The 21,533-nt window shown below is 64.7% G+C and carries 20 protein-coding genes; 10 read left to right on the top strand and 10 right to left on the bottom strand.

Annotated features, from left to right (window positions below; translation table 11 throughout):
- Nucleotides 1-71: 71 nt before the first annotated feature.
- Complete coding sequence (locus XI05_RS32050) at nucleotides 72-1,511, bottom strand: TAXI family TRAP transporter solute-binding subunit (protein ID WP_271509372.1); 1,440 nt, start codon at nucleotides 1,509-1,511, stop codon at nucleotides 72-74.
- Between the two features lie 398 nt (nucleotides 1,512-1,909).
- On the opposite strand from XI05_RS32050, the gene XI05_RS32045 reads away from it, so the two are divergent.
- The gene (locus XI05_RS32045) at nucleotides 1,910-2,257 is read left to right on the top strand and encodes a DUF3307 domain-containing protein (RefSeq protein WP_271509386.1); all 348 of its coding nucleotides are present in this window, start codon (nucleotides 1,910-1,912) and stop codon (nucleotides 2,255-2,257) included.
- Between the two features lie 193 nt (nucleotides 2,258-2,450).
- The gene (locus XI05_RS32040; RefSeq protein WP_271509371.1) at nucleotides 2,451-2,849 is read left to right on the top strand and encodes a hypothetical protein; all 399 of its coding nucleotides are present in this window, start codon (nucleotides 2,451-2,453) and stop codon (nucleotides 2,847-2,849) included.
- Here the strand turns inward: XI05_RS32040 and XI05_RS32035 are convergent.
- Both XI05_RS32035 and XI05_RS32030 read right to left on the bottom strand, forming a co-directional pair.
- A complete protein-coding gene (locus tag XI05_RS32035; protein ID WP_271509370.1) occupies nucleotides 2,846-3,160 on the bottom strand; it encodes a YkgJ family cysteine cluster protein in 315 nt (104 codons plus the stop codon). The genes XI05_RS32040 and XI05_RS32035 overlap by 4 nt on opposite strands.
- 5 nt (nucleotides 3,161-3,165) lie before the next feature.
- On the bottom strand, nucleotides 3,166-3,864 hold the full coding sequence (locus XI05_RS32030) for a helix-turn-helix transcriptional regulator (RefSeq protein ID WP_025033709.1): 699 nt from the start codon (nucleotides 3,862-3,864) through the stop codon (nucleotides 3,166-3,168).
- A 128-nt stretch (nucleotides 3,865-3,992) separates the two neighbouring features.
- Here XI05_RS32030 and XI05_RS32025 point away from each other — a divergent pair, with 128 nt between their 5' ends.
- On the top strand, nucleotides 3,993-4,286 hold the full coding sequence (locus XI05_RS32025) for a hypothetical protein (protein ID WP_271509369.1): 294 nt from the start codon (nucleotides 3,993-3,995) through the stop codon (nucleotides 4,284-4,286).
- Nucleotides 4,287-4,324: 38 nt separating this feature from the next.
- Complete coding sequence (locus XI05_RS32020; RefSeq protein WP_271509368.1) at nucleotides 4,325-5,053, top strand: glutathione S-transferase family protein; 729 nt, start codon at nucleotides 4,325-4,327, stop codon at nucleotides 5,051-5,053.
- A gap of 253 nt (nucleotides 5,054-5,306) precedes the next feature.
- Here XI05_RS32020 and XI05_RS32015 read toward each other — a convergent pair whose 3' ends face one another.
- The 6 genes from XI05_RS32015 to XI05_RS31990 all read right to left on the bottom strand — a co-directional run bounded on the left by XI05_RS32015 (nucleotide 5,307) and on the right by XI05_RS31990 (nucleotide 11,661).
- On the bottom strand, nucleotides 5,307-6,458 hold the full coding sequence (locus tag XI05_RS32015) for an ABC transporter substrate-binding protein (protein WP_212260089.1): 1,152 nt from the start codon (nucleotides 6,456-6,458) through the stop codon (nucleotides 5,307-5,309).
- A gap of 90 nt (nucleotides 6,459-6,548) precedes the next feature.
- On the bottom strand, nucleotides 6,549-6,968 hold the full coding sequence (locus XI05_RS32010) for an acyl-CoA thioesterase (RefSeq protein WP_172787078.1): 420 nt from the start codon (nucleotides 6,966-6,968) through the stop codon (nucleotides 6,549-6,551).
- 23 nt (nucleotides 6,969-6,991) lie between these two features.
- Nucleotides 6,992-7,753: an SDR family NAD(P)-dependent oxidoreductase gene (locus XI05_RS32005; protein WP_172787079.1), complete on the bottom strand. Its 762-nt coding sequence runs from the start codon at nucleotides 7,751-7,753 to the stop codon at nucleotides 6,992-6,994.
- A 233-nt stretch (nucleotides 7,754-7,986) separates the two neighbouring features.
- Nucleotides 7,987-9,870 (bottom strand): feruloyl-CoA synthase, encoded by a 1,884-nt coding sequence (locus XI05_RS32000; RefSeq protein ID WP_271509367.1) that lies wholly within the window; start codon nucleotides 9,868-9,870, stop codon nucleotides 7,987-7,989.
- Between the two features lie 10 nt (nucleotides 9,871-9,880).
- Complete coding sequence (locus tag XI05_RS31995) at nucleotides 9,881-10,690, bottom strand: crotonase/enoyl-CoA hydratase family protein (protein ID WP_172787081.1); 810 nt, start codon at nucleotides 10,688-10,690, stop codon at nucleotides 9,881-9,883.
- Nucleotides 10,691-10,815: 125 nt separating this feature from the next.
- Nucleotides 10,816-11,661 (bottom strand): SDR family NAD(P)-dependent oxidoreductase, encoded by an 846-nt coding sequence (locus XI05_RS31990; RefSeq protein WP_271509364.1) that lies wholly within the window; start codon nucleotides 11,659-11,661, stop codon nucleotides 10,816-10,818.
- A 180-nt stretch (nucleotides 11,662-11,841) separates the two neighbouring features.
- On the opposite strand from XI05_RS31990, the gene XI05_RS31985 reads away from it, so the two are divergent.
- The 4 genes from XI05_RS31985 to XI05_RS31970 all read left to right on the top strand — a co-directional run bounded on the left by XI05_RS31985 (nucleotide 11,842) and on the right by XI05_RS31970 (nucleotide 17,254).
- Nucleotides 11,842-13,338 (top strand): aldehyde dehydrogenase family protein, encoded by a 1,497-nt coding sequence (locus XI05_RS31985; protein ID WP_271509360.1) that lies wholly within the window; start codon nucleotides 11,842-11,844, stop codon nucleotides 13,336-13,338.
- A gap of 112 nt (nucleotides 13,339-13,450) precedes the next feature.
- Nucleotides 13,451-14,566 (top strand): alkene reductase, encoded by a 1,116-nt coding sequence (locus XI05_RS31980; protein WP_271509357.1) that lies wholly within the window; start codon nucleotides 13,451-13,453, stop codon nucleotides 14,564-14,566.
- Nucleotides 14,567-14,820: 254 nt separating this feature from the next.
- Nucleotides 14,821-15,324 carry a GFA family protein gene (locus XI05_RS31975; RefSeq protein WP_271509355.1) on the top strand — a complete coding sequence of 168 codons (504 nt, stop codon included), beginning with the start codon at nucleotides 14,821-14,823 and terminating at the stop codon, nucleotides 15,322-15,324.
- A gap of 268 nt (nucleotides 15,325-15,592) precedes the next feature.
- The gene (locus tag XI05_RS31970; protein WP_271509353.1) at nucleotides 15,593-17,254 is read left to right on the top strand and encodes a thiamine pyrophosphate-binding protein; all 1,662 of its coding nucleotides are present in this window, start codon (nucleotides 15,593-15,595) and stop codon (nucleotides 17,252-17,254) included.
- Between the two features lie 147 nt (nucleotides 17,255-17,401).
- Here XI05_RS31970 and XI05_RS31965 read toward each other — a convergent pair whose 3' ends face one another.
- Entirely contained in the window at nucleotides 17,402-18,781 is a 1,380-nt protein-coding gene (locus tag XI05_RS31965) for an LLM class flavin-dependent oxidoreductase (protein WP_271509350.1), read from the bottom strand.
- Nucleotides 18,782-19,055: 274 nt separating this feature from the next.
- Here XI05_RS31965 and XI05_RS31960 point away from each other — a divergent pair, with 274 nt between their 5' ends.
- A complete protein-coding gene (locus XI05_RS31960) occupies nucleotides 19,056-20,441 on the top strand; it encodes a M20 family metallopeptidase (RefSeq protein ID WP_260381057.1) in 1,386 nt (461 codons plus the stop codon).
- An 87-nt stretch (nucleotides 20,442-20,528) separates the two neighbouring features.
- A complete protein-coding gene (locus tag XI05_RS31955; RefSeq protein ID WP_271509347.1) occupies nucleotides 20,529-21,440 on the top strand; it encodes an amino acid ABC transporter substrate-binding protein in 912 nt (303 codons plus the stop codon).
- The last annotated feature ends 93 nt before the right edge of the window (nucleotides 21,441-21,533 follow it).

Below are 21,533 nucleotides of genomic sequence, written 5' to 3'. Positions count from 1 at the left end.
AGCGCTGCAACGCCTTCGGCATTGCAGCTTGTCCGGGACACGAAAGTTTCTACTTGTCCAATCCGGCGGTATCAGGCGCTCTGGGCGGTCTTCACCACCACGACGTTGCTGTCGTCCAGCGGCCCGGCATCGCGCCCCGTCTTGTCAGCCTCGCCGGCATGACGTTTCAGATAGTCGCGGCGCATGCCGATCTCGTCGCGGACGAACTCGTAGCCGAGCTTGAAGGTGTCGAGCCCGTCGGTACTGATCGTGCCGTCCCTGAGGCCGATGACGGCACCGCGCAAGATGGTCTCGAGCTCATCCTGGAGACATTCGAGCTGATCCAGCGAGTGGGCGTGCTCGATCCGCTCGCCGATGTCGAGGATGGCGGTCGAGAGCTCGCTGGCCTTCTCCGGCGCGATACGGGTGATCTTGGCGTAGATCGCGGCGAAGATCGAGCCGATGATGCTGAGCGCTGCGGCGCCCAGATACATCAGGTCGCTGTATTTATCCATGAACGACTTGGTATCGTCGTTGATGTAGTCGGCGGCGCCCCGATGCGCGATCACGAAGGCGTCCTTCTCGACCGAGGCCGGCTCGATCCTGGTGGCAAAGCCGTTGTCGAGCCCGAGCGCCGACTTGTTCTCGTAGACGATGCGCGCGAGCTCGCCGGCCGTGGTCGGGGACATCCTGGATTGCGCGACCAGCAGCCATTCGAGCCCGATCGTGTCGAGATCGTCGTCGGGAATCTGCGGGGACGTCGACACCGAGCCCGCTGTCACGGTCTCGTCGGAAATGCCGGGGAATTTGCGCGCCAGCGTCTTGGCTTCGTCGATGGCGTTGAGCGTGAAGCCGCCGCGCTTGGCGGCTTGCTCGTAGGATTTGTCCCGGATCGCCTTCGAGGCGTGGACGATGGCGATCACTGCGCTGAAGCCGTTTGCCGGGGCAAACAGCTTGTCCAGCGTCGCGCCCTGCGGCGCCATCTGGATTTTCGAAGCCTCGGGACCATCGGGGACGTCGAGGATGCTGCGCACGAAGGCGAGCGAGGATTCGTTCTCGGCGACGACGGCGACTTTCTTCTTCTTCAATTCGGCGAGCGACTTGATCTTCTTGTTGCCGGGACCGAGCAGGAGCACGAGATCGTGCTCGAGGATCGCGAGTGTGCGCGCCCGCAGCGGCACCTTTGCGTCCGTGCGCAGCACGGCGAGGTCGGCCTGCTTGCGGTCGAACTGCGCGAGCGCCTTGGCATTGTCGGCGTTGCTGACGATGTTGATCCGGAAGCGCGATGCGTTGTTCTTCAGGAGGGCGGCGAGCTTGGCTGCGAACAGCGCCTCGTCGCTGTTGGGACCGCCGACGGCGAAGGTCAGCGTCTCCGAATTGTGCACCAGCGTGCGGCCGGCCCAGACGGTGGCAAGCGACAGCATCAGGGTCAGCACGACGTAGAGGAAAACCTGCTGCTGGTTGGTCTTGATCACCTTGGGACGCCGGGGCGGTGGCACGGTCGGCGATGCAGTGGGGCCTTCAGTACTCATGGCAGCACGCTGGCCTTATCGTTTGGCTGACGGCGCCTGGCTTGGAAGCGCAGCCGGCCCGGTAATTCGTAAACGCCTGAAAAAAGAACGATATTCCCGATCGCCGATGATAGCGCGAAGGGAGCGGAATGCAAATTTCGAGCCGGAGGTAACCTTACTCGAGATGTCCGCGGCGATTGGTCATCCTATCACCAGTTAGCCACACTTGGCGATTTTCCAGTTCCACCCGGCTGCATTCCGCCGCGGGAGATGTCATAAATCACGCGTCCCGGCGATTTGACCGGTCCAAGAAGAAGTTGCGCTGAACGCTCCAATTCTTCTCGTCACGTCAATGAGGCGTCAGCTTGTCGTTTCCACCCATGTCATCGGCGATTCCGGTTGAAGCGCTCATTGGCTGGATGTCGCTGCTCACCTTCAAGCACGTCATCGCCGATTTCGTTCTTCAAACCGCCTGGATGGCGCACGGCAAGGACCAGAAGCATGGCTGGGCCCTGCCGCTCCTGGTGCACTGCCTGGTCCACCTTGCCGTCGCGCTGCCGCTGATCGCGATCGTGGCGCCGAGATTCTGGTTCGTCGCCTTCATCGACTTCGCGATCCACATCACGATCGACCGCGCCAAGGGATTCGTGTCCGCCAATTTCGGCGTCGACCTCGCCCATCCCTGGTTCTGGACCCTGATCGGCGTCGACCAGGCGCTGCATCACCTGACCGGCTTCGGCCTCTCCATCTTCATGGCGGCGAACTGAGGCCTGCGGCCCGGTGGCCAGACGTGGATGGCCGGGACAAGCCCCGGCCATGACGCTGTGGTGGCGTTTGCGCTCCACTGCGCCACTCTGATTCACGGCAAGGGCGCAAGCACCCCGGGTGACTACCGGGCAGCGTGGTTAACCTTTCGTTAGAGAATTGCGCTGCATCTTCCCCACACGAGGGAGAACTGCAATGTTTTCAAGCCGCGATGCCTTTGAAAGCGATTTCTGCCCGGTCCGCGACGAGCTCCTTGGCGAGATGTATCGCGCCAGCGAGAGTGGCCTGCCGAGGCTGGTTGAGAGTGTTTCCCCTGACGTGCGCGCCAGGCTGGCGCTGTTCTGCTACCACCGCAGCCATTTGCACTCGCTGGCGGTCGCGATCGCAGCGAACTGCAGCGAGCGCGACCTGATCGAGAATGGCGGCCGCGTCGGCTCGACGCTCTTCGCGCTGTCGCGCGAACGCACGGCGAAAGCTTCAACATCGCTGTCGGGAGGGCGCAAGCCGATCACGCTGTCGACCAAGCCGCTCTCCGTGCTCGCACCGCTCGATGACGAGCTCGACGACGAGATCGGCGAAGCGGTTCCGGCCTAAGCGATCTCGATAACGGGCAGGCCGAACTTCCGCCGCGCCATCGCGCATTCGGCGTCGCCCGGCATGCAGGTGCGGCACACCTCCGGCCGCACGTCATAGATGCCGCAGGCCGTCGTCTTTCCGATCTCGCCTTGCAACGCCGCGCAGCGATCGCCCTCGCAGCGCATGCCCGATTGCCGGTCGTTGACGAGCGCCGCCGGGATCAGCGCAAGCTCCTCGTCGCTCTCGATCGAGAAGCGCGGCCAGTTCTGCGAATAGCCGCAGCAGGCACCGCAGCCCTGGCAACAGCTCGACAGCTCGGTCTCGTCCATCGTCCTCACGTGTCCTTCGGCGGACCCCAGACCAGGCTCTGCCGCCATCTCGCGCGCAGCACGTCGCGCCGCTCCGGATATTTCTCGTCGAGATAGGTCGCCTCGACCACGCGGTCGGTGCGGAAGCTGCGGAAGTCGCCGCGCAGCTCGCACCAGGCCGCCAGCAGCCGCACCGCTTCGAGATAGCCGACCGAGATCGGCCAGATCATGCGCTCGCTGGGGCGGCCCTGTTCGTCGCGATAGCGCAGCATGATCTTCTTGCCTTCGTGGATCTGGGTGCGGGTGCGCGCCATGTCCAGGCGGTCGGGTTCCCGGTTCCAGCTCGGCCGCGCCCGGCTCGCCGGCTCCAGCACGAACGGGCGCAGGCGCTCAGGCACGGTGTCGGCGATCTTGGCCATCAAGTCTTCGGCCGCGCGCGCCAGCGCGGAATCGGCGTGCCCGGCGACCCATTGCGCGCCCAGCACGGCCGCCTCGATCTCGTCGGGCGTCAGCATCAAGGGCGGCAGGTCGAAACCCTTTTCCAGGATGTAACCCATGCCGGCTTCGCCGCGGATCGGCACGCGCTGGCCGATCAGGGTTGCGATGTCGCGATAAATGGTGCGCTTCGAAGTCTCGAGCTCGGCCGCGATCGCGTCCGCCGTCAACGGCTTACGCGTGCGTCTCAGCACCTGGATGATTTGAAACAGCCGGTCGGCGCGTCTCATGACAGGTCTCTTGTCGCTGCTTTTTTCTAAGGTGGTGTCTTCAGAAGGCGGCGCGCGGCTGCTGACAGGATGTTGGCAGCAGGGGAGTTCTATACCGGGACAACACATCGACTGAAGAGGATTTGTCCATGATCATTCCAACCCATTTCGGCCAGGCCGGCCCGTTGTGGCGGAGCCAGCCTTTCCAGGTCCAGCCTTTCAAGGTCAAGGCACGGCAGGCTTGGGCCTTCAGCCGCCTCGTCTCGCTTGACGTCACAACAATTGTCGACCTCCGCCTTGCGCTCGCGACCGCCGCGACGCGATCGCTGGTCCATGCTGCGGATGCGCTGGTCCGCCATGTGATGGGCCGCGCCTGGCGAGGGGCCCGCTTCGCAGAAGATATCACGGCTGCTGCCACCATGGTGGCAGCAGCCGGCCGCTAGGTTCCTTCCACTCGTTCGACAGGTTCAGGAGAGCTTGCATGATCACGCTTTACGGCTTTGGCGCCGGCTTCGGCCTGCCGGAAATCAGCCCCTTCGTCACCAAGACCGAGGTGCAGCTCAAGATGGCAGGACTGCCTTACCGGAAAGAGCGGGCGATGCCGCCGGCTTCGCCCAAGGGGCAGCTGCCCTTCATCGACGACGGCGGCGAGGCTGTGGCCGATTCCACCTTCATCCGGGCCCATATCGAGCGCCGCTACGGCTTCGATTTCGACGCCGGCCTCTCCTTAGGCGAGCGCGCGCAGGCCTGGGCGTTCGAGCGCATGATCGAGCATCACGTCTATTGGGCACTGGTCGGCGCGCGCTGGGTCGATCCGGTCAATTTCGCCAAGGGTCCTGCGCATTTCTTCGACGGTGCGCCGGAGCACAATCGCGAGAAGCTGCGCGAGGATGCGCAGTTCCGCGTCGCCGAGAACTATCTGCTCTCCGGCCTCGGCCGTCACGCGCCGGATGACGACGTCGATCTTGCCGTGCGTTCGCTGTTCGCGCTGTCGGTGCAGCTCGGCGACAAGGCGTACCTGATGGGCAACAGGCCCTGCGGCGTCGACGCGACCGCCTTCGGCGCGCTGGCCGGAATCCTGACGCCGTTCTTCGAATCCGCCTTGCGCGAGCGCACAGAGGGATTTCCGAACCTCACCGCCTATGTCGACCGCATGATGGACGATTATTATCCGGAGTTCGCCTGGACCCCGCTGCGGCAGGCGGCTTAGCCAAAGTGGGTCCGCGGGCGCGGTGCAACCTCTCCCGCTTGCGGGAGAGGTCGGCGCGAAGCGCCGGGTGAGGGCTTTCTCCTCTGGGGGACTGTTCCGTAGAGCCGCAATCCCGTTGTGGAGACACCCTCTCCCCAACCCTCTCCCGCAAGCGGGAGAGGGGGCGCAGCAACGCTCGTAGCCGCAGCTCGATCCACATATGAAAAGAGCCGGCCCATCGGGCCGGCTCTCGTCGCCTCAAATCTCGCTACGCCTACTTCACCAGCGTGTACTTGCCGTCCTTCACGGTGAGCAGGATGCGCGAGCGCTCGTCGAGGCCGTAGCGGTCCTTTTCGGTGAAGTTGTAGACGCCCTGGCTCGCCGCGAGTTCCTTCTCCGTCAGCAAGGCCTGGCGGATCGCTTCGCGGAATTCCGGCGTGCCGGGTTTTGCGGTCTTCAGCGCGGTCGGGATGATGCGCTTGAGGATCTCGAAGGCATCGTAGGAGTGACCTGCGAACTGGCTGCGGCTGTTCGGGCCATATTTGGCCTCATAGGCCGAGTTGAGCGCGAGACCCGGCTTCTTGGTGGCGGCTTCATCCGGCTGGTCCTCGGGATCCATGACGGGACCGGAAGCCATCAGCACGCCCTCGGCCGCTTTGCCGGCGATGCGGATGAAGTCCATGCTGGCGGCGCCGTGGGTCTGGTAGATCAGGCCCTTGTAGCCGCGTTCGCGCAGCTCGGTCTGCGGCAGCGCGGCCGCGGTGCCGGAGGCGCCGACCAGGATGGCATCGGGATTGGCGGCGACGAGCTTGAGCACCTGGCCGGTCACCGAAGTGTCGGGACGGGCGAAGCGCTCCTCGTCGACGATGGTCATGCCCATCGGCACGGCCTGCGCCTTCAAATCGTTGAACCAGAGGTCGCCGTAGGAATCGGAATAGCCGATATAGCCGAGCGTCTTGATGCCCTTCGACTTCATGTGGTCGTACAGCACCTTGCCGACGATCGGAATCGGCTGCGGCATCGCCACCGACCACTTCATGCGCTCGGGCGTGATCGGGAACGGCGCCAGACCAAAGTGAGGGATACCGGCTTCATTGGCGACGTTGGAGACAGCAATGGTCGGCGGCGTCAGCGCCGAGCCCATGATGATGTCGGCCTTGGATTCGGTGACGAAGCGGCGGGCGTTGGTGGTGGCGGTGGTGGGATCGCCGCCGTCGTCGAGCACGATCACCTTCAGCGGCACGCCGCCGATCTCCTTCGGCACGAATTCCAGCGCGTTGCGCTCGGGAATGCCGAGGGCCGCACCCGGGCCGGTCGTGGTGGTGGTGATGCCGATGGTGACTTCGCTGGTCTGGGCCAGCGCAGGCAATGCCGGCAGGGCCAGCGCAGCCGCAGTGATGGCAGCGGTCAAATAAAAGCGTTTCATCTATTCCTCCCTTGACGTGTTTATTTGAAAGCAGAAATCGCGGGGTAATTCAGCCCCCTCTTTTGGTGATGCGGCGATTTAGCTCCGGACTTAACTCCCCGTGAACTTGGTGACCATTTCCGCCGGGAATGGTGCGGATTTCAGCTTGTCGGGATTATCGGGATCGCGGCCGACCAGGACGCGGGTCTCGAAACCCTCGATCGCGAGCGCCTCGCCCTTGTAGACGTTGTGCTTCACCTCGAAGCTCGAGCGCTTGATGCTCTCGATTCTGGTCTCGATGGTGATCCAGTCGCCATAGGTCGAGGGGATGTAGAACTTGGCCCGCGTGTCGACCATGGGAATGCCCACCAGGCCGTATTTGCGGACCAGGTCCTGCTTGGAGAAGCCGGCGGCCTCGAACAGGGTCGAGGTCGAATCGTCGAACATCGCGAAATAGCGCGGGTAATAGACGATGTTGGCGGGGTCGCAATCGCCCCACTGGATCTGGACCTCGCGCCGGTTCACGAACATCTGGCTGGCCTTACTCTGCGAATTTACTTGGGCGCCATGCGCAGCGAGCCGTCGAGGCGCACCACTTCGCCGTTCAGATAGGCGTTCTCGACCATGTGCAGCGCGAGCGCGGCGAACTCGTCGGCCTGGCCGAGCCGGCGCGGGAAGGGGATGGCGGCGGCGAGCGAGTCCTGGGCCTCCTGCGGCAGGTTTGCGAGCAGCGGCGTCAGGAACAGGCCGGGCGCAATCGTCAGCACACGGACGCCGAACTGCGCGAGCTCTCGCGCGATCGGCAGCGTCATGCCGACGATGCCGCCCTTGGAGGCCGAATAGGCGGATTGGCCGATCTGGCCGTCATAAGCGGCAACGGAGGCGGTGTTGATGATGACGCCGCGCTCGCCGGTCGCCTGCGGCTCCAGCTTGGACATTTCGGTGGCGGCGAGGCGCAGCATGTTGAAGGTGCCGATCAGGTTGACCTTGATCACCTTGTCGAAATCGGCAAGCGCCATCGGACCGTCGCGGCCGACCACGCGCTTGGCAACGCCGATGCCGGCGCAATTGACCAGCACGCGCGCCGGGCCATGGGCCTTGGTCGCCTGCGCGATCGCGGCTTCAGCGGAGGCGGCATCCGAGACGTCGCAGGTGACGGCAACGCCCTTGATCTCGGCGGCAACGGATTCCGCAAGCTTGGTGTTGAGGTCGCACACCGCCACCTTGGCGCCCTGCGCGGCCAGCTTTCTTGCGGTGGCCGCGCCAAGTCCCGATGCGCCGCCGGTGACGATGGCGGCTTGATCCTTCAACAACATGGCGTTCTCCTTTGATCGTTCTTATTAGGTGCGACCGGATCGGCCGGTCTGCTCCCTCTCCCCGTTCTTACGGGGAGAGGGTTGGGGTGAGGGGCTTGCTTCCGCGAATGCGGTGGCAGTGGGACTCGCGGCGGCTCCCCCTCACCCGAATTTGCGCCTTGCGCAAATTCGACCTCTCCCCGCAAGCGGGGAGAGGTGAAGGAAGAGCCGACTGGTTCATCCCAATTGTCATCTTAGGCGACCGATATCACACGGTTCGACGGATTGGCAGCGTAGAGCTCCTCGATCAGCTCGCCGCGATGCTCAAGCACCGCGCGCTGGTTGATCGAGCCCTTGTCGGTGACTTCGCCCTTGTCGATCGAGAGCGGCGTGTCCATCAGGATCGCGCGCGTGATCCGCGTCGAGGAGCCCGTGGCCTGGCCGAGGAAGCGGGTCAGGCGCTCGCGGAAAGCCTCGCGCACCAGGCGGTCGCGTGTCGCGACGACGAGATCGTCGGGCGGCAGCGTCGGGTTGATCAGCCGGCAGCCGTCGAGGTCGAGCACGACCAGCGCGGAGACCTCGTCGCGGTTGATGCCGGCGATGACGACGTCGCGCACCAGCGGCGCGCAGGCCGCGGTGAGGCGCGCGCGCAGCGGGCCGACGCTGACCCAGGTGCCGCTCGCGAGCTTGAAGTCCTCGCTGACGCGGCCGTCGAAATCGAAGCCGGCATTGAAGTCATCGGGATCGGCGGGCTTGAGCGCGTCGCCCATCTTGTAAAATCCTTCCTCGTCGAAGGATTTTGCGGTGATGTCGCCTTGGCGCCAGTAGCCGGGCATCACGTTCGGCCCTTTGGCACGCACCTCCAGCTTGCCGTTGTTCGGCACCAGCTTGGCGTCGTTGCCGGAGACGGGCAGGCCGACATGGCCGGAGCGGCTGGTGCGCGGATTGACCGACATGAAGAACGGCGCGGTCTCGGTCGCACCGAGACCGGTCAGCATCGGCACGCGATAGCCCTTCTCCTTCGCCGCGAGCTCGTCGAGGCTGTTCCAGACGAACGGCGACAGCGCCGCGCCGGAGAAGAACATCGCATGCAGCCGGTCGAAGAACTTGGCGCGCAAGCCCTGGTCGTCGCGCAAATAGGGCAGCAGCGATTCGTAGCCCTTGGGCACGTTGAAATAGACCGTCGGCGAAATTTCCCGGAGATTGCGCACGGTCTCCTCGATGCCGCCAGGCACCGGCTTGCCGGCGTCCAGATACATCGAGCCGCCGTTGTAGAGCGTCAGGCCGATATTGTGATTACCGCCAAAGGTGTGATTCCACGGCAACCAATCGATGATGACCGGCGGCTCGTCCTTCAGGAAGGCGAGCGTTTCGCGCAGCATCACCTGGTTGGCGCAGATCATGCGCTGGGTGTTGATGACGGCCTTGGGATTGCCGGTCGAACCCGAGGTCAGCAGGAATTTTGCGATCGTGTCGGGGCCGATCCTGGCGTGGACGTCGTCGAGATCGCCACGGATCGGCGTCGCCATGAGTTCGGCGAGCAGGGTGACGTCGCGGCCCGGCACGTGCCCATAGGACGCGGCGATCTCGGTGCCGAGCGAGACGTTGGCGGCGAGCGCATCGGCGAACTTGTCGGCATCGTCGGCGAAGACGAGGCCCGGCGTCAGCAGCTTCATCAGATAGGACAGCTTGCCGTAGTCCTTCGACACCAGCGAATAGGCCGGCGACACCGGGCAGAACGGAACGCCGGCGTAGAACGCGCCAAAGGCTAAGAGCGCGTGGTCGATCGAATTGCCCGAGAGGATGACGACCGGCCGCTCCGCCGACACGCCGCGCGCAATCAGGCTTGAAGCGATGTGCCGGCTCGCGGTGAGCAGCTCGGCATAGGTGATCTTGCGCCAGCCGCGACCACCTTCGCGCTCGGCCATGAAGACCCGGTCCGGCGTCGTCGTCGCCCAATGATGCAGGCGGTCGGTGATGCGGACCGGGTAGTCGCCAAGCGGCTGCTTTGGCCGCAAGTAAATCGTGCCGTCGTTGCGCCGCTCGATGTTGACGACGGGATCGCCGAACGAGATGGGCCGCAGCGGGAAATCGCTCGCGCCGCGCTCCATGCCGGAAGAGGATGGCTGCGCGCTCATGACTTTACGCTCATGATTTGGGCTTCACCTTCGCGGTCTTGTGCTCGAGGAATTCGCGGATCCGCCGTTTGGCCTCCTTGTCGCTCTGCGCGACGGTGGCCATCAGCGACTCCATCAACAGGCCGGTCTGCGGATTGGCCTCTGCGATCATCGGCAGCGCCTGGAGCACGGCAAAATTCGTCAGCGGGGCATTGGACGCCACCTTGGTCGCAAGCTCAAGCGCCTTCCCGAGCCCGTTGCCGGCCTCGGTCAGATATTGTGCGAAGCCGTAGGACGCGCCCTCGGTCGCGCTGTAGACGCGTCCCGTCAGCATCATGTCCATCATCCGGGCAACGCCGATCAGCCGCGGCAGCCGCACCGAGCCGCCACCGCCGACGAAAATGCCGCGCTGCCCCTCCGGCAGCGCGAAATAGGTCGAGGGCTCGGCGACGCGGATATGGGCCGCGCAGGCCAGCTCCAGCCCGCCGCCGATCACGGCGCCCCTGAGCGCTGCGATCACGGGCACGCGGCTGTACTGGATGCGGTCGAAGACCCGGTGCCACATCTGGGAATGCAGCAGCCCGCCGGTGGCGTCGTGCTCGGTCAGCTCGGAGAGGTCGAGGCCGCTGGAAAAATGGTCGCCGATGCCGTGGATGACGACCGCGCCGATGTCCTCGGGCAGGTTCGCAAAGCACTCGCCGATTTCCAGGATGATGCCGTCATTGAGCGCATTGCGCTTGGCCGGCCGGTTCAGACCCACGGTCAGAACCCGGTCCGCCCGCTCGATCCTCAAAAGCCCGGAGGCGCCCGCGTCCGCGGTCTCGGCGTTTCCCTGTGTCATTTGCGTCCTTGTCAGAATAGTTATGTTGTATAACGAATTTTGAGGGAGTCAAGGTGGGGGCACAGCCAGGTGGCGGGGCCCACCCTCTCCGCGAGCACCGGGGCGAGCGACAGAGCGGTGCGGGCCTACTCTTGCGCCACAAACTTGGCGAACGCGTCGGCGTAATCCGGGTGCCATCGCGACAATGGCGGGCGGTTCTCGACGATGTCGCCGGCGGCCCACAGCATGCGCTTCTCGTCGAGCGCCCGCGGCACGTCATTGTCCGGGCAGAGAATGTAGAAATCGCCGGCCTCCAGCCGCGCCAGCATGAAATCGACCGTCTGCTCCGGCGTCCAGGCGCCGGCCGGCTTCTCGGTGCGGCCCTTCGCGGTCAGGCCGGTGAAGACGAAGCCTGGGATCAGCAGGTGTGCCGTGACGCGACAGTCCTTCGTGTTGCGCAACTCGTGCTGGAGCGCCTCGGTGAACGCCTTCACGCCGGCCTTCGAGACATTGTAGGCGGGGTCGCCCGGCGGCGTGGTGATGCCCTGCTTGGAGCCGGTGTTGATGATGAGGCCGCATTTGCCGCGCGCGATCATGTTCGGCGCGAAGATGCGCGAGCCGTTGATGATGCCCCACATGTTGACGGCGATGATGCGCTGCCAATTGTCCGGCGCGTCGAACAACGTGCTGCCGGGCTGAATGCCGGCATTGTTCATGAGGACGTCGGTGCCGCCGAACCGCTCATGGACTGCGCGCTCGAGTTCCGTCACGCTCTCGATCTTGCTGACATCGACGGCCGAGGTCATCACGTTCGCGGCCGACGTAACGGATGACAGTTTTGTTGCAGCTTCTGCCAGGCGTGCCTCGTCGACATCCGCGATACACACTTTCATTCCAGCGCGCGCAAAGGCCGCAGCGGCGGCAAATCCGATGCCTGCTGCGCCACCCGTGATCACGGCAACATTGTCTTTGACGATGGCGGGATGTGACATGGATCGTCTCCGTGGAAAGCCTTCAGTCGAGCTATAGCATGGCAGCGATGCGACCCTGCACAAGTCGGCATGGGAGGTCTTCGTTCCGCGCTGCCTTTACGCTGATCAGGCACGGCTGTATCCTTTGCAGAACGATCCCGCCCAGATCGAACCAACCAATAACCGACAGGGAGTGCAGCCATGGCTGTGTCGCAGGCTATTCCGATCGCGCGCCATCCGTTCGCAAACGGGTCCTACAAGCAGATGCTGATCGACGGGAAGTGGGTCGATGCAGCCTCGGGCAAGCGCTTCGAGACCCGCAATCCCGCCACCGGCGAGCTGCTCGCAACCGTCGCCGAGGGCGACAAGGAAGACATCGATCGTGCGGTCGCGGCCGCCCGCCGCGCCTTCGAAGGTCCGTGGAGCAAGGTCAAGCCGTTCGAGCGGCAGAACTTGCTTCTGAGGCTCGCCGACCTCGTCGAGAAGAATTTCGACGAATTGTCGCAGCTCGATACGCTCGACATGGGCGCGCCGCTGAGCCGCACCCGTGCCTACCGCCTGCGCGCCGTCGGCATGCTGCGCTATTACGCCGGCCAGACCACCGCGATTCACGGCGAGACCATCGAGAACTCGCTGCCCGGCGAAATCTTCTCCTACACGCTGAAGGAGCCGGTCGGCGTCGTCGGCGCCATCATCCCCTGGAACGGGCCGCTGACCGCGACGATCTGGAAGATCGGCCCGGCGATCGCGACCGGCTGCACCGTGGTGCTCAAGCCGGCCGAAGAGGCGCCGCTGACCTCGCTGCGCATCGCTGAGCTTGCGATGGAAGCGGGCGTGCCGCCCGGCGTCGTCAACGTCGTTCCCGGCTATGGCGAGACCGCAGGCGCCGCGCTCGCTTCGCATCACGACGTCGACAAGGTCGCCTTCACCGGCTCGCATGTCACGGGCCAGTCGATCATCCGTGCCTCCGCCGGCAACCTCAAGCGCGTCTCGCTCGAGCTCGGCGGCAAGTCGCCGGACATCGTATTCGCGGATGCCGATCTCGACGCCGCCGTGCCGGGCGCGGCGATGGCGGTGTTCGCCAATTCGGGGCAGATCTGCAGCGCCGGCACGCGCCTGTTCGTCGAGCAATCGATCTACGAGGAGTTCGTCGGCCGCGTCGCCGAGTTTGGCAAGAAGCTGCAGGTCGGCAACGGCCTCGATCCCAACGTGCAGATCGGCCCGCTGGTCTCCGAGCAGCAGCTCGAGCGCGTCACCGGATATCTGGACATCGGCCAGAAGGAAGGCGCCAAGGCGCTTGCCGGCGGCGGCCGCGTCACCGACGGCGCATTGTCAAAGGGCTTCTTCGTCTCACCGACGGTGTTCGCGGGCGTCCAGGACAACATGCGCATCGCGCAGGAGGAGATTTTTGGTCCCGTCATCTCCGCGATCGCGTTCAAGGACATGGACGAGCTGGTCAAGCGCGCCAACAACACCACGTTCGGCCTCGGCTCCGGCCTCTGGACGCGCGACGTCAGCAAGGCCCATGCGGTGGCGAAACGCTTGCGTGCCGGCTCGGTGTGGGTCAACTGCTACCAGGCGATGGACCCGGCCGTGCCGTTCGGCGGCTACAAGATGAGCGGCTACGGCCGCGAATCCGGCAAGCAGCACGTCGAGGAATATCTCAACGTGAAGGCCGTCTGGATCAAGACGGCCTAATGTCCTGCCCACGTTTCGCGGGGAGGAATTTCCTTCGTGGGGGCGGCACCTTTTCCGGGTGTCGCCCCTTGCTATATGATCGTCATCTTACCAAGCTCCAGTTGAGGCCAGCATGAAATTCGAAGCGTTGTTTCGGCCGCTGCAGGTCGGTCCCTACAAGCTCACGCATCGCGTCGCGATGGCGCCGTTGACGCGCATGCGGGCCGAGCGCGACACTTTTGCGCCGCGGCCGCTCAACGCCGAATATTACGGCCAGCGCGCGACCAGGGGCGGCCTGATCATCGCCGAAGCCTCGCCGGTGCTCTCGCACGGCCGCGGCAATCCGGCGACCCCCGGCATCTATTCGGAGGCGCAGATCGCAGGCTGGCGCAAGGTGGTCGACGCGGTGCACGCCAAGGGTGGCATCATCTTCCTCCAGCTCTGGCATGTCGGCCGCGTCTCGCATTCCTCCTTCCACGGCGGTGAGCTGCCGGTTTCGGCCTCGGCAATTCCGATCAAGGCCGAAGGCATGAAGGCGATGACGGCCGACGGCAAGATCGCCGACTACGAGACGCCGCGCGCGCTGGAGACCGAGGAGGTCAAGGGCATCGTCGAGGCCTTCCGCCAGGGAGCCAAGAACGCGCTCGGCGCCGGCTTCGACGGCGTCGAGATCCACGGTGCCAACGGTTATCTGCTCGAGCAATTCCTGCAATCGCGCAGCAATCAGCGCACCGATCAATATGGCGGCTCCATCGAGAACCGCGCGCGCCTTCTGCTCGAGGTCACGCAGGCCGCGATCGATGTCTGGGGCGCGAGCCGCGTCGCCGTGCGGCTGTCGCCCCACGGCATCGCCAATGATTCCGGCGAGCCCGATCCGATGCCGCTCTACACCCACGTGGTGAAGGCGCTCGACAAGCTCGGTCTGGCCTATCTGCATCTCATCGAGCCGCGCTCGAGTGGCGCGGGCCGCGCCGAGGTCAACTGGCAGAACGTGCCCTCCGCCATGGTGCTGTTCCGCCCGCTCTACAGCGGCGCCTTGATGACGGCCGGCGGCTTCACCGGCGAGACCGCCAATGCGGCGATCGCGGAGGGCCACGCCGATATCATCGCCTTCGGCCGCATCTTCATCTCCAATCCGGATCTACCGCGGCGCCTCGAGCATGATTATCCGATCACGCCGTACAACCGCGCGACGTTCTACGGCGGCGAGGAGAAGGGGTACACGGATTATCCGGAGCACGTGAGCTGACACGGGCGTAGTCTCTTCCGTCATTCCGGGGCGATGCGCAGCATCGAGCCCGGAATCCATTCCTCCGCCTGAACTTGTGGCTCGATGGATTCCGGGCTCGCGACTTCGTCGCGCCCCGGAATGACGATCTTGATTTCTGCGTGACCGCCACCACAAATTCCGTCATTGCGAGCGCAGCGAAGCAATCCAGACTGTCTCCGCGGAAAGATTCTGGATTGCTTCGCTGCGCTCGCAATGACGACGGAGAGACTTCCATGGCCAAAGCCGCAGTCGCCGCAGGGATCGCCACCGGCCAATGCCTCTGCGGCAAGGTCACCTTCGAGATCGACGTGCCTGCGCGCTGGGCCTGGCATGATCATTCCGCCCCCAGCCGCCGCGCTCACGGCACGGCCTACGCAACCTATGTCGGAAGCTGGAAGAAGCGCTTTCGCATCACCGCCGGCAAGACCGCGCTGACCCGCTACGAGGACAAGGCGACGAAGACCGCGCGCAGCTTCTGCTCGCATTGCGGCACGCCGATCATGTACGAACGTCCGCGCGGCCCGCACATGGTCAACATCCCGCGTGCGCTGTTCAGCGAGCGCACCGGCCGCCAGCCGCTCTATCACATCGCGATCGAGGAACTGCAGGAATGGGCCTATACCGGCGAGCCCTTGGTGCCGTTGAAGGGCTTTCCCGGCGTGGTCTGGCAACGCTCGAAAAAGAAGAAGCGCCCGGGCGGGGAGGATCCATTCGAGCTCGGGCGCGAGGAGATGTAGGGCAAGTCGCGCACTCCGCGCGTGCCCCGGACGCAGTGCGGCGCGAAGTGCCGCACTGCTGAGCCGGGGCCCATGCATCTGCGAGTTCGGCAGGAAACTGGGTCCCGGCTCTGCGTCGCAACGTTGCACGTTGCGCCGCGTCCGGGACACGAGAGCGTGGTTTGCCTCTCCCGCGCAACGCAGCCATGACCTCGCTTCCTTGCACGTCTGCCAACATCTCAGCCATCATGCCTCGTCCTTGCGGCAACGGTCCGCTCCTGGAGGAAACATGAAGAACAAGATCACCGGCCGCTCCGCCTTTCTCGCGCTACTCAAGGACGAGGGCATCACGCATCTGTTCGGCAATCCCGGCACCACCGAGCTGCCGATCATGCACGCGCTGAAGGACCATCCCGATCTCACCTATGTGATGGCGATGCAGGAGAGCCTGGTGGTCGCGATCGCCGACGGCTACAGCCGCGCTTCGGGTAAGCTCGTCGCCTGCAACGTCCATGTCGCGCCCGGCCTCGGCAACGCCATGGGCTCGCTCTACAACGCCCAGTTCACGGGCACGCCGATGATCTTGACCGCGGGCCAGCAGGAGCAGGGGCACGGCCTGATGGAGCCGGTGCTCTATGGTCCGCTGGTGCGCATGGCGGAGCCGCTGGTGAAATGGGCGGTCGAGGTGACGCGGCTGGAGGACCTGCCGCGCATCGTGCGCCGCGCCGCCAAGGTGGCGATGACGCCACCGACCGGGCCGGTGTTCATCTCGCTGCCTGGCGACATCCTCAACAGCGAAGCCGGCATCGATCTCGGCCGCTCCACCCGCATCGATGCGCGCACGAAACCATCGGACGAGGCGCTGCAGGCCTTTGCCGCACGCCTGCTCAAGGCCGAGCGTCCTGTGATCGTCACCATGGACGAGGTGGTCAAGAGCGATGCGCTGAAGGAGGCCGCCGAACTCGCCGAGCTGCTCGGCGCGGCCGCTTATCAGTCCTCGACGCCGTACGGCTCGCACTTCCTCTCGGAAAGCTCGAGCTTCGTCGGCACGCTCGCGCGCGTGCAGAAGGCCGCGCGCGATACCCTCGCGCCGTACGATCTGCTGATCGCGCTCGGCGGCGATCCCTTGCGGATGTCGGTCCATAGCGAGGTCGACGCGCTGCCTGACGGCCTCGGCATCGTGCAGATCGGCCTCGTCGATTGGGAGATCGCCAAGAACTACGGTGCCGAGATCGCGCTGAAGGCGGATTTGAAGGAAACGCTGCGCGCGGTGATCCCGGTGCTGAAGGAGATGGGCGGCGCGACACTCGCGAACCGCGCAAAGCAGCGTCTCGCCGAACTCGCGCCGAAGAACTGGACCGCGCGCCGCGCCGCTTTGGTCGAGCAGATCGGCAAGAGCGCCGGCCGCACGCCGATCGATCCGGACTTTCTCGTGCTGCAAATGCTCGAGGCCATGCCTGACAACGCCATTCTCGTCGACGAAGGTCTCACCTCCAGCCGCCAGGTCACGGCCCTCCGGCCGCATCGCGACCGTTACGGCTATCACGGCCTCGCCTCCGGCGGCATCGGCTGGGGCCTGCCGGCCTCGGTCGGGGCCAGCATTGCCAATCCGGATCGACCCGTCGTGTGCTTCTCCGGCGATGGCAGCGCGATGTACTCGATCCAGTCGCTCTGGACCGCGGCGCATCACAAGCTGCCGCTCAACGTCGTCATCGCCAACAATGGCGGCTATCGCATCATCAAGCAGCGGCTGCTCGCCTTCCACGGCGACGACAATTACGTCGGCATGGATTTCGACGATCCGCCCGTCGATTTCGCTGGCGTGGCGAAAGCGCTCGGCTGCGAGGCGATCAAGGTCAGCGATCCCCGCGAGCTGAGGGCGACGCTGACGTCGGCGTTTGGCCGGCCGGGGACGAAGCTGATCGAGGTGATGGTGGACGGGAAGGTGTGAGACGCGATCGAATCTCCACACACTCGGTGTCATCGCCCGGCTTCGACCGGGCGATCCAGTATTCCAGAGACGGTTGTGATTCTTCGGTAGGTCGCGGCGTACTGGATGCCCCGGTCAAGCCGGGGCATGACAGCGAGTGTGGGGCAGCTACCCCTTCTTCCCCACCCGATACCCCGCAGCCGGATGCGGCGCACCTAGCCGCGCGCGGCCCTGGCCGAACAGCTTCTCCCGCAGCGTGCCCTTGGCGTACTCGCTCTTGTACCGTCCGCGCCGGGTCAGCTCCGGCACCAGCATGTCGGCGATGTCCTCGAAATCGCCGGGCGAGATCGCGAAGGCAAGGTTGAGGCCGTCGACATCCGTTGCCTCGAACCATTGCTCGATCTTGTCTGCGACCATCTCGGGCGTGCCGACCACGACCGGGCCAGCGCCGCCGATGCCGACATGCTCGATGACGTCGCGCACGGTCCAGACGCGGTCGGGGTCGGCGCGGGTGACGTTGTCCATCGCGCTGCGGCCGGCATCGTTCTGGACGTGGCGCACCTGCTGGTCGAGGTCGTAGCCGGAGAAGTCGACGCCGGTCCATCCCGACATCAGCGCCAGCGCGCCTTCGGGGCTGATGTGGCGGCGGTAGTCGGCGTATTTTTCCTTTGCTTCGGATTCCGTCCGTCCGAGGATGATCGTCATCATCGAGAACATCAGGATCTCGGCCGGCTTGCGGCCGAGTGCGGCCGCTTCCTGCCGGATCGCGGAGACGCGCGGCGCAATCACCTTGGCCGACGGCCCCGACATGAACACGCATTCGGCATGCCTGGCCGCGAACTGCCGGCCCCGCGGCGAGGTGCCGGCCTGGTACAGCACCGGCGTACGCTGCGGCGAGGGCTCGCTGAGGTGAATGGTGTTGTTGATTCGGTAATTCGCGCCCTCGTGATTGACGCGATGAACCTTTGCCGGATCGGTGAAGATGCCGCGCTTGCGGTCGCGCAGCACGGCGTCATCCTCCCAGCTGCCCTCCCAGAGCTTGTAGACCACATCCATATATTCGTCGGCGATGTCGTAGCGGTCGTCATGCCCGGTCTGCTTGTCCTTGCCCGCGCCGCGCGCGGCGCTGTCGAGATAGCCGGTCACGACGTTCCAGCCAATCCGCCCCTCGGTGAGGTGATCGAGCGTCGACATCCGCCGCGCGAACGGGTAGGGCGGCTCGAAGGAGAGATTGCTGGTGACGCCGAAACCGAGATTTTGCGTCACTGCGGCCATCGCCGACAGCAGCAGCAGCGGCTCGTTTGACGGCGTCTGCGCTGCATTGCGCAAAGCTGCGTCAGGGCTGTTGCCATAGACGTCATAGACGCCGAGCACGTCCGCCAGGAACAGCCCGTCGAAGCGGCCGCGCTCCAGCGTCTTGGCCAGATCGATCCAATAGGGCAGGCGATTATAGTTGGCGGTGCGGTCGCGCGGATGGGTCCACAGGCCCGGCGACTGGTGCGCGACGCAATTCATCGCAAAGGCGTTGAGCCTGATCTCTTTGGCCATGCTGGTCCCTCGGCGCCCCTGTACTGAGCGCTCTTCGAATGATAGATGTGCGCCCGAACTTGGCGAACTTCTTGCATATCGCTTGCGCTTGGCAAGGCCAAAGTCGGCGTCGCAGCTGCGCTCGGCAGGCCAATCCTAATGAAGCAAGAACGAAATCCCAAGAGAGCTACAAGAAGACTACAAGAGAACTATAAGAACAATCCAAGTCCCCGCCACTTTCGAAGGCCAACCCATGTCGGTAAGGTCCTTCGTCTCAGAGCCTCGAAAAGCAAGTATGACCAGAGCCGACGCCATCGCCCGCGCCCGTGAGGATTTCAAGTCCGGCGCGTTCCTCGCTGAACTCGACCGCCGCGTCGCCTACAAGACCGAGAGCCAGAATCCGCAGCGCGGCCCCGAGCTGCGTGCCTATCTGGAACAGGAGATGCAGCCGGCTTTCGCGGCGCTCGATTTTTCCAGCCGCATCGTCGAATCCCCGAGCGGCAAGGCGCCGTTCCTGTTCGCCGAGCACCACGAGAGTGCGTCTGCGCCGACCGTGCTGGTCTACGGCCATGGCGACGTCGTCGACGGCATGGAAGGCGAATGGCGCGACGGCCGCGATCCCTGGCGCACCAATGTTGCGGGGACGCGGCTCTACGGCCGCGGCACCGCCGACAACAAGGGCCAGCACAGCATCAATATGGCGGCGCTCCGCGCAGTGCGCGACGCGCGTGGCGGCAAGCTCGGCTTCAACGCCAAATTCATCATCGAGATGGGCGAGGAGATCGGCTCGCCCGATCTCGGCAAGGTCTGCGATCTCCATCGCGACGCGCTCAAGGCCGATTTGTTCATGGCCTCCGACGGGCCGCGCCTGTCGGCCGATCGGCCGACGCTGTTTCTCGGCTGCCGTGGCGGCATCCGCATCCATCTCGACGTGAACTTGCGCGACGGCGGTCACCATTCCGGCAATTGGGGCGGCGTGCTCGCCAACCCCGCGACCATCCTGGTCAACGCGATCTCCACCCTGGTCGACGGCCATGGCCGTCTTCAGCTCGACGCCTTGAAGCCGCCGCGCCTCACCAACCAGATCCGCAGCTATCTGGCCGACGTCGAGGTGGTGCCGACCGCGGACGAGCCCGCGCTCGCGGAGAACTGGGGCGAGGAGGGGCTTTCGGCCGCCGAACGGCTCTACGCCTGGAACACGCTGGAAGTGCTGGCAATGTCCTCAGGCAATATCGAGAAGCCGGCCAACGCTATTCCGGGCCAGGCCAACGCCGTGCTGCAACTGCGTTTCGTGGTCGGGACGAAGGTTGAGGGGCTGATCGAGGCGATCCGTGCGCACCTGGTCGGACGCGGTTTCCCGATGGTCGAGGTGCGCGCGGCGCAGAGTTTTGCTGCATCGCGCACCGATTTCGACAGCCCGTGGATCAAATGGGCCGCGGATTCGGTGCAGGAGACCACCGGCAAGGCGCCGGCCGTGCTGCCGAATTTCGGCGGTTCGCTGCCCAATGACGTGTTCTCCGAGATCCTCGGCCTCCCGACGATCTGGGTGCCGCACTCCTATCCCGGCTGCTCCCAGCATGCGCCCAATGAGCACATCCTGCTGCCATTGACCGAAGAGGCCTTGACGGTGATGGCCGGGCTGTTCTGGGATCTCGGCGAGTTGCCGGCGCCGTTAACCTGAGCCGTTAATCCAGCCGAAAGTTACATTCTAATCCGGCCCGATTTGTGCTTGCATCCGGGCCGCATCATCCGAAAGGGGAAGTAAAACGTGAAACATTTCCGTCACATCGGGCTCGCGCTCGCCGCGACCTTCGTCGTCAGCCAGGCCGGGGCCCAGGAGCTGACCGGCACGCTGAAGAACATCAAGGACACCGGCGCGATCACGCTCGGCTTCCGCGACTCCTCGATCCCGTTCTCCTATCTCGACGACAATCAGAAGCCCGTCGGGTTCGCGATGGACATCTGCTACAAGATCGTCGACGCCGTGAAGAAGGAGCTCAAGCTCGACAAGCTCGAGGTCAAGCTCAACCCGGTGACCTCGGCGACCCGCATCCCGCTGATGGCCAACGGCACCATCGACCTCGAATGCGGCTCCACCACCAACAACGCCGAGCGTCAGAAGCAGGTCGCCTTCACCAACACCCACTACCTGACGGCCAGCCGCTATGTCTTCAAGAAGTCGAGCGGCCTGAAGTCGATCGACGACCTCAAGGGCAAGACCGTGGTCTCGACCGCCGGCACCACCAACATCAAGCAGCTCACCGAGGCCAACGTCGCGAAAAGCCTCGGCGCCAACATCATTCCGGCCAAGGACCACGCTGAAGCCTTCCTGATGGTGGAAACCGACCGCGCGGTCGCCTTCGTCATGGACGACATCCTGCTGGCGAGCCTCGTCGCCGGCTCGAAGAACCCGGATGACTACGTCATCTCCAAGGATGCATTCTCCAAGCCCGAGCCCTACGGCATCATGCTGCGCAAGGACGATCCCGCCTTCAAGAAGGTGGTCGATGCCGCGACCGCCGCGCTCTACACCTCCGGCGAGGCCGAGAAGATCTACAACAAGTGGTTCACCCAGAAGATCCCGCCGAAGGGCCTGAACCTCAACACCCCGATCTCGGCCGAGCTGAAGAACGAGTTCGCCAAGCCGACGGATTCGCCGAACCCGGACGACTACAAGTAAGACAAAACCTCGATCTTTCGATCGGAAACGTGTCCGGCCACTCTTGACACAGGGGTGGCCGGACATTTGCATAGACGGCCAAGACTTCTCTGA

Source organism: Bradyrhizobium sp. CCBAU 11357, from assembly GCF_028128865.1.
In the GTDB taxonomy this organism is placed as follows: domain Bacteria; phylum Pseudomonadota; class Alphaproteobacteria; order Rhizobiales; family Xanthobacteraceae; genus Bradyrhizobium.
Note: the sequence above shows the minus strand (reverse complement) of the source record. Positions and strands in the feature narration are given on the sequence as shown.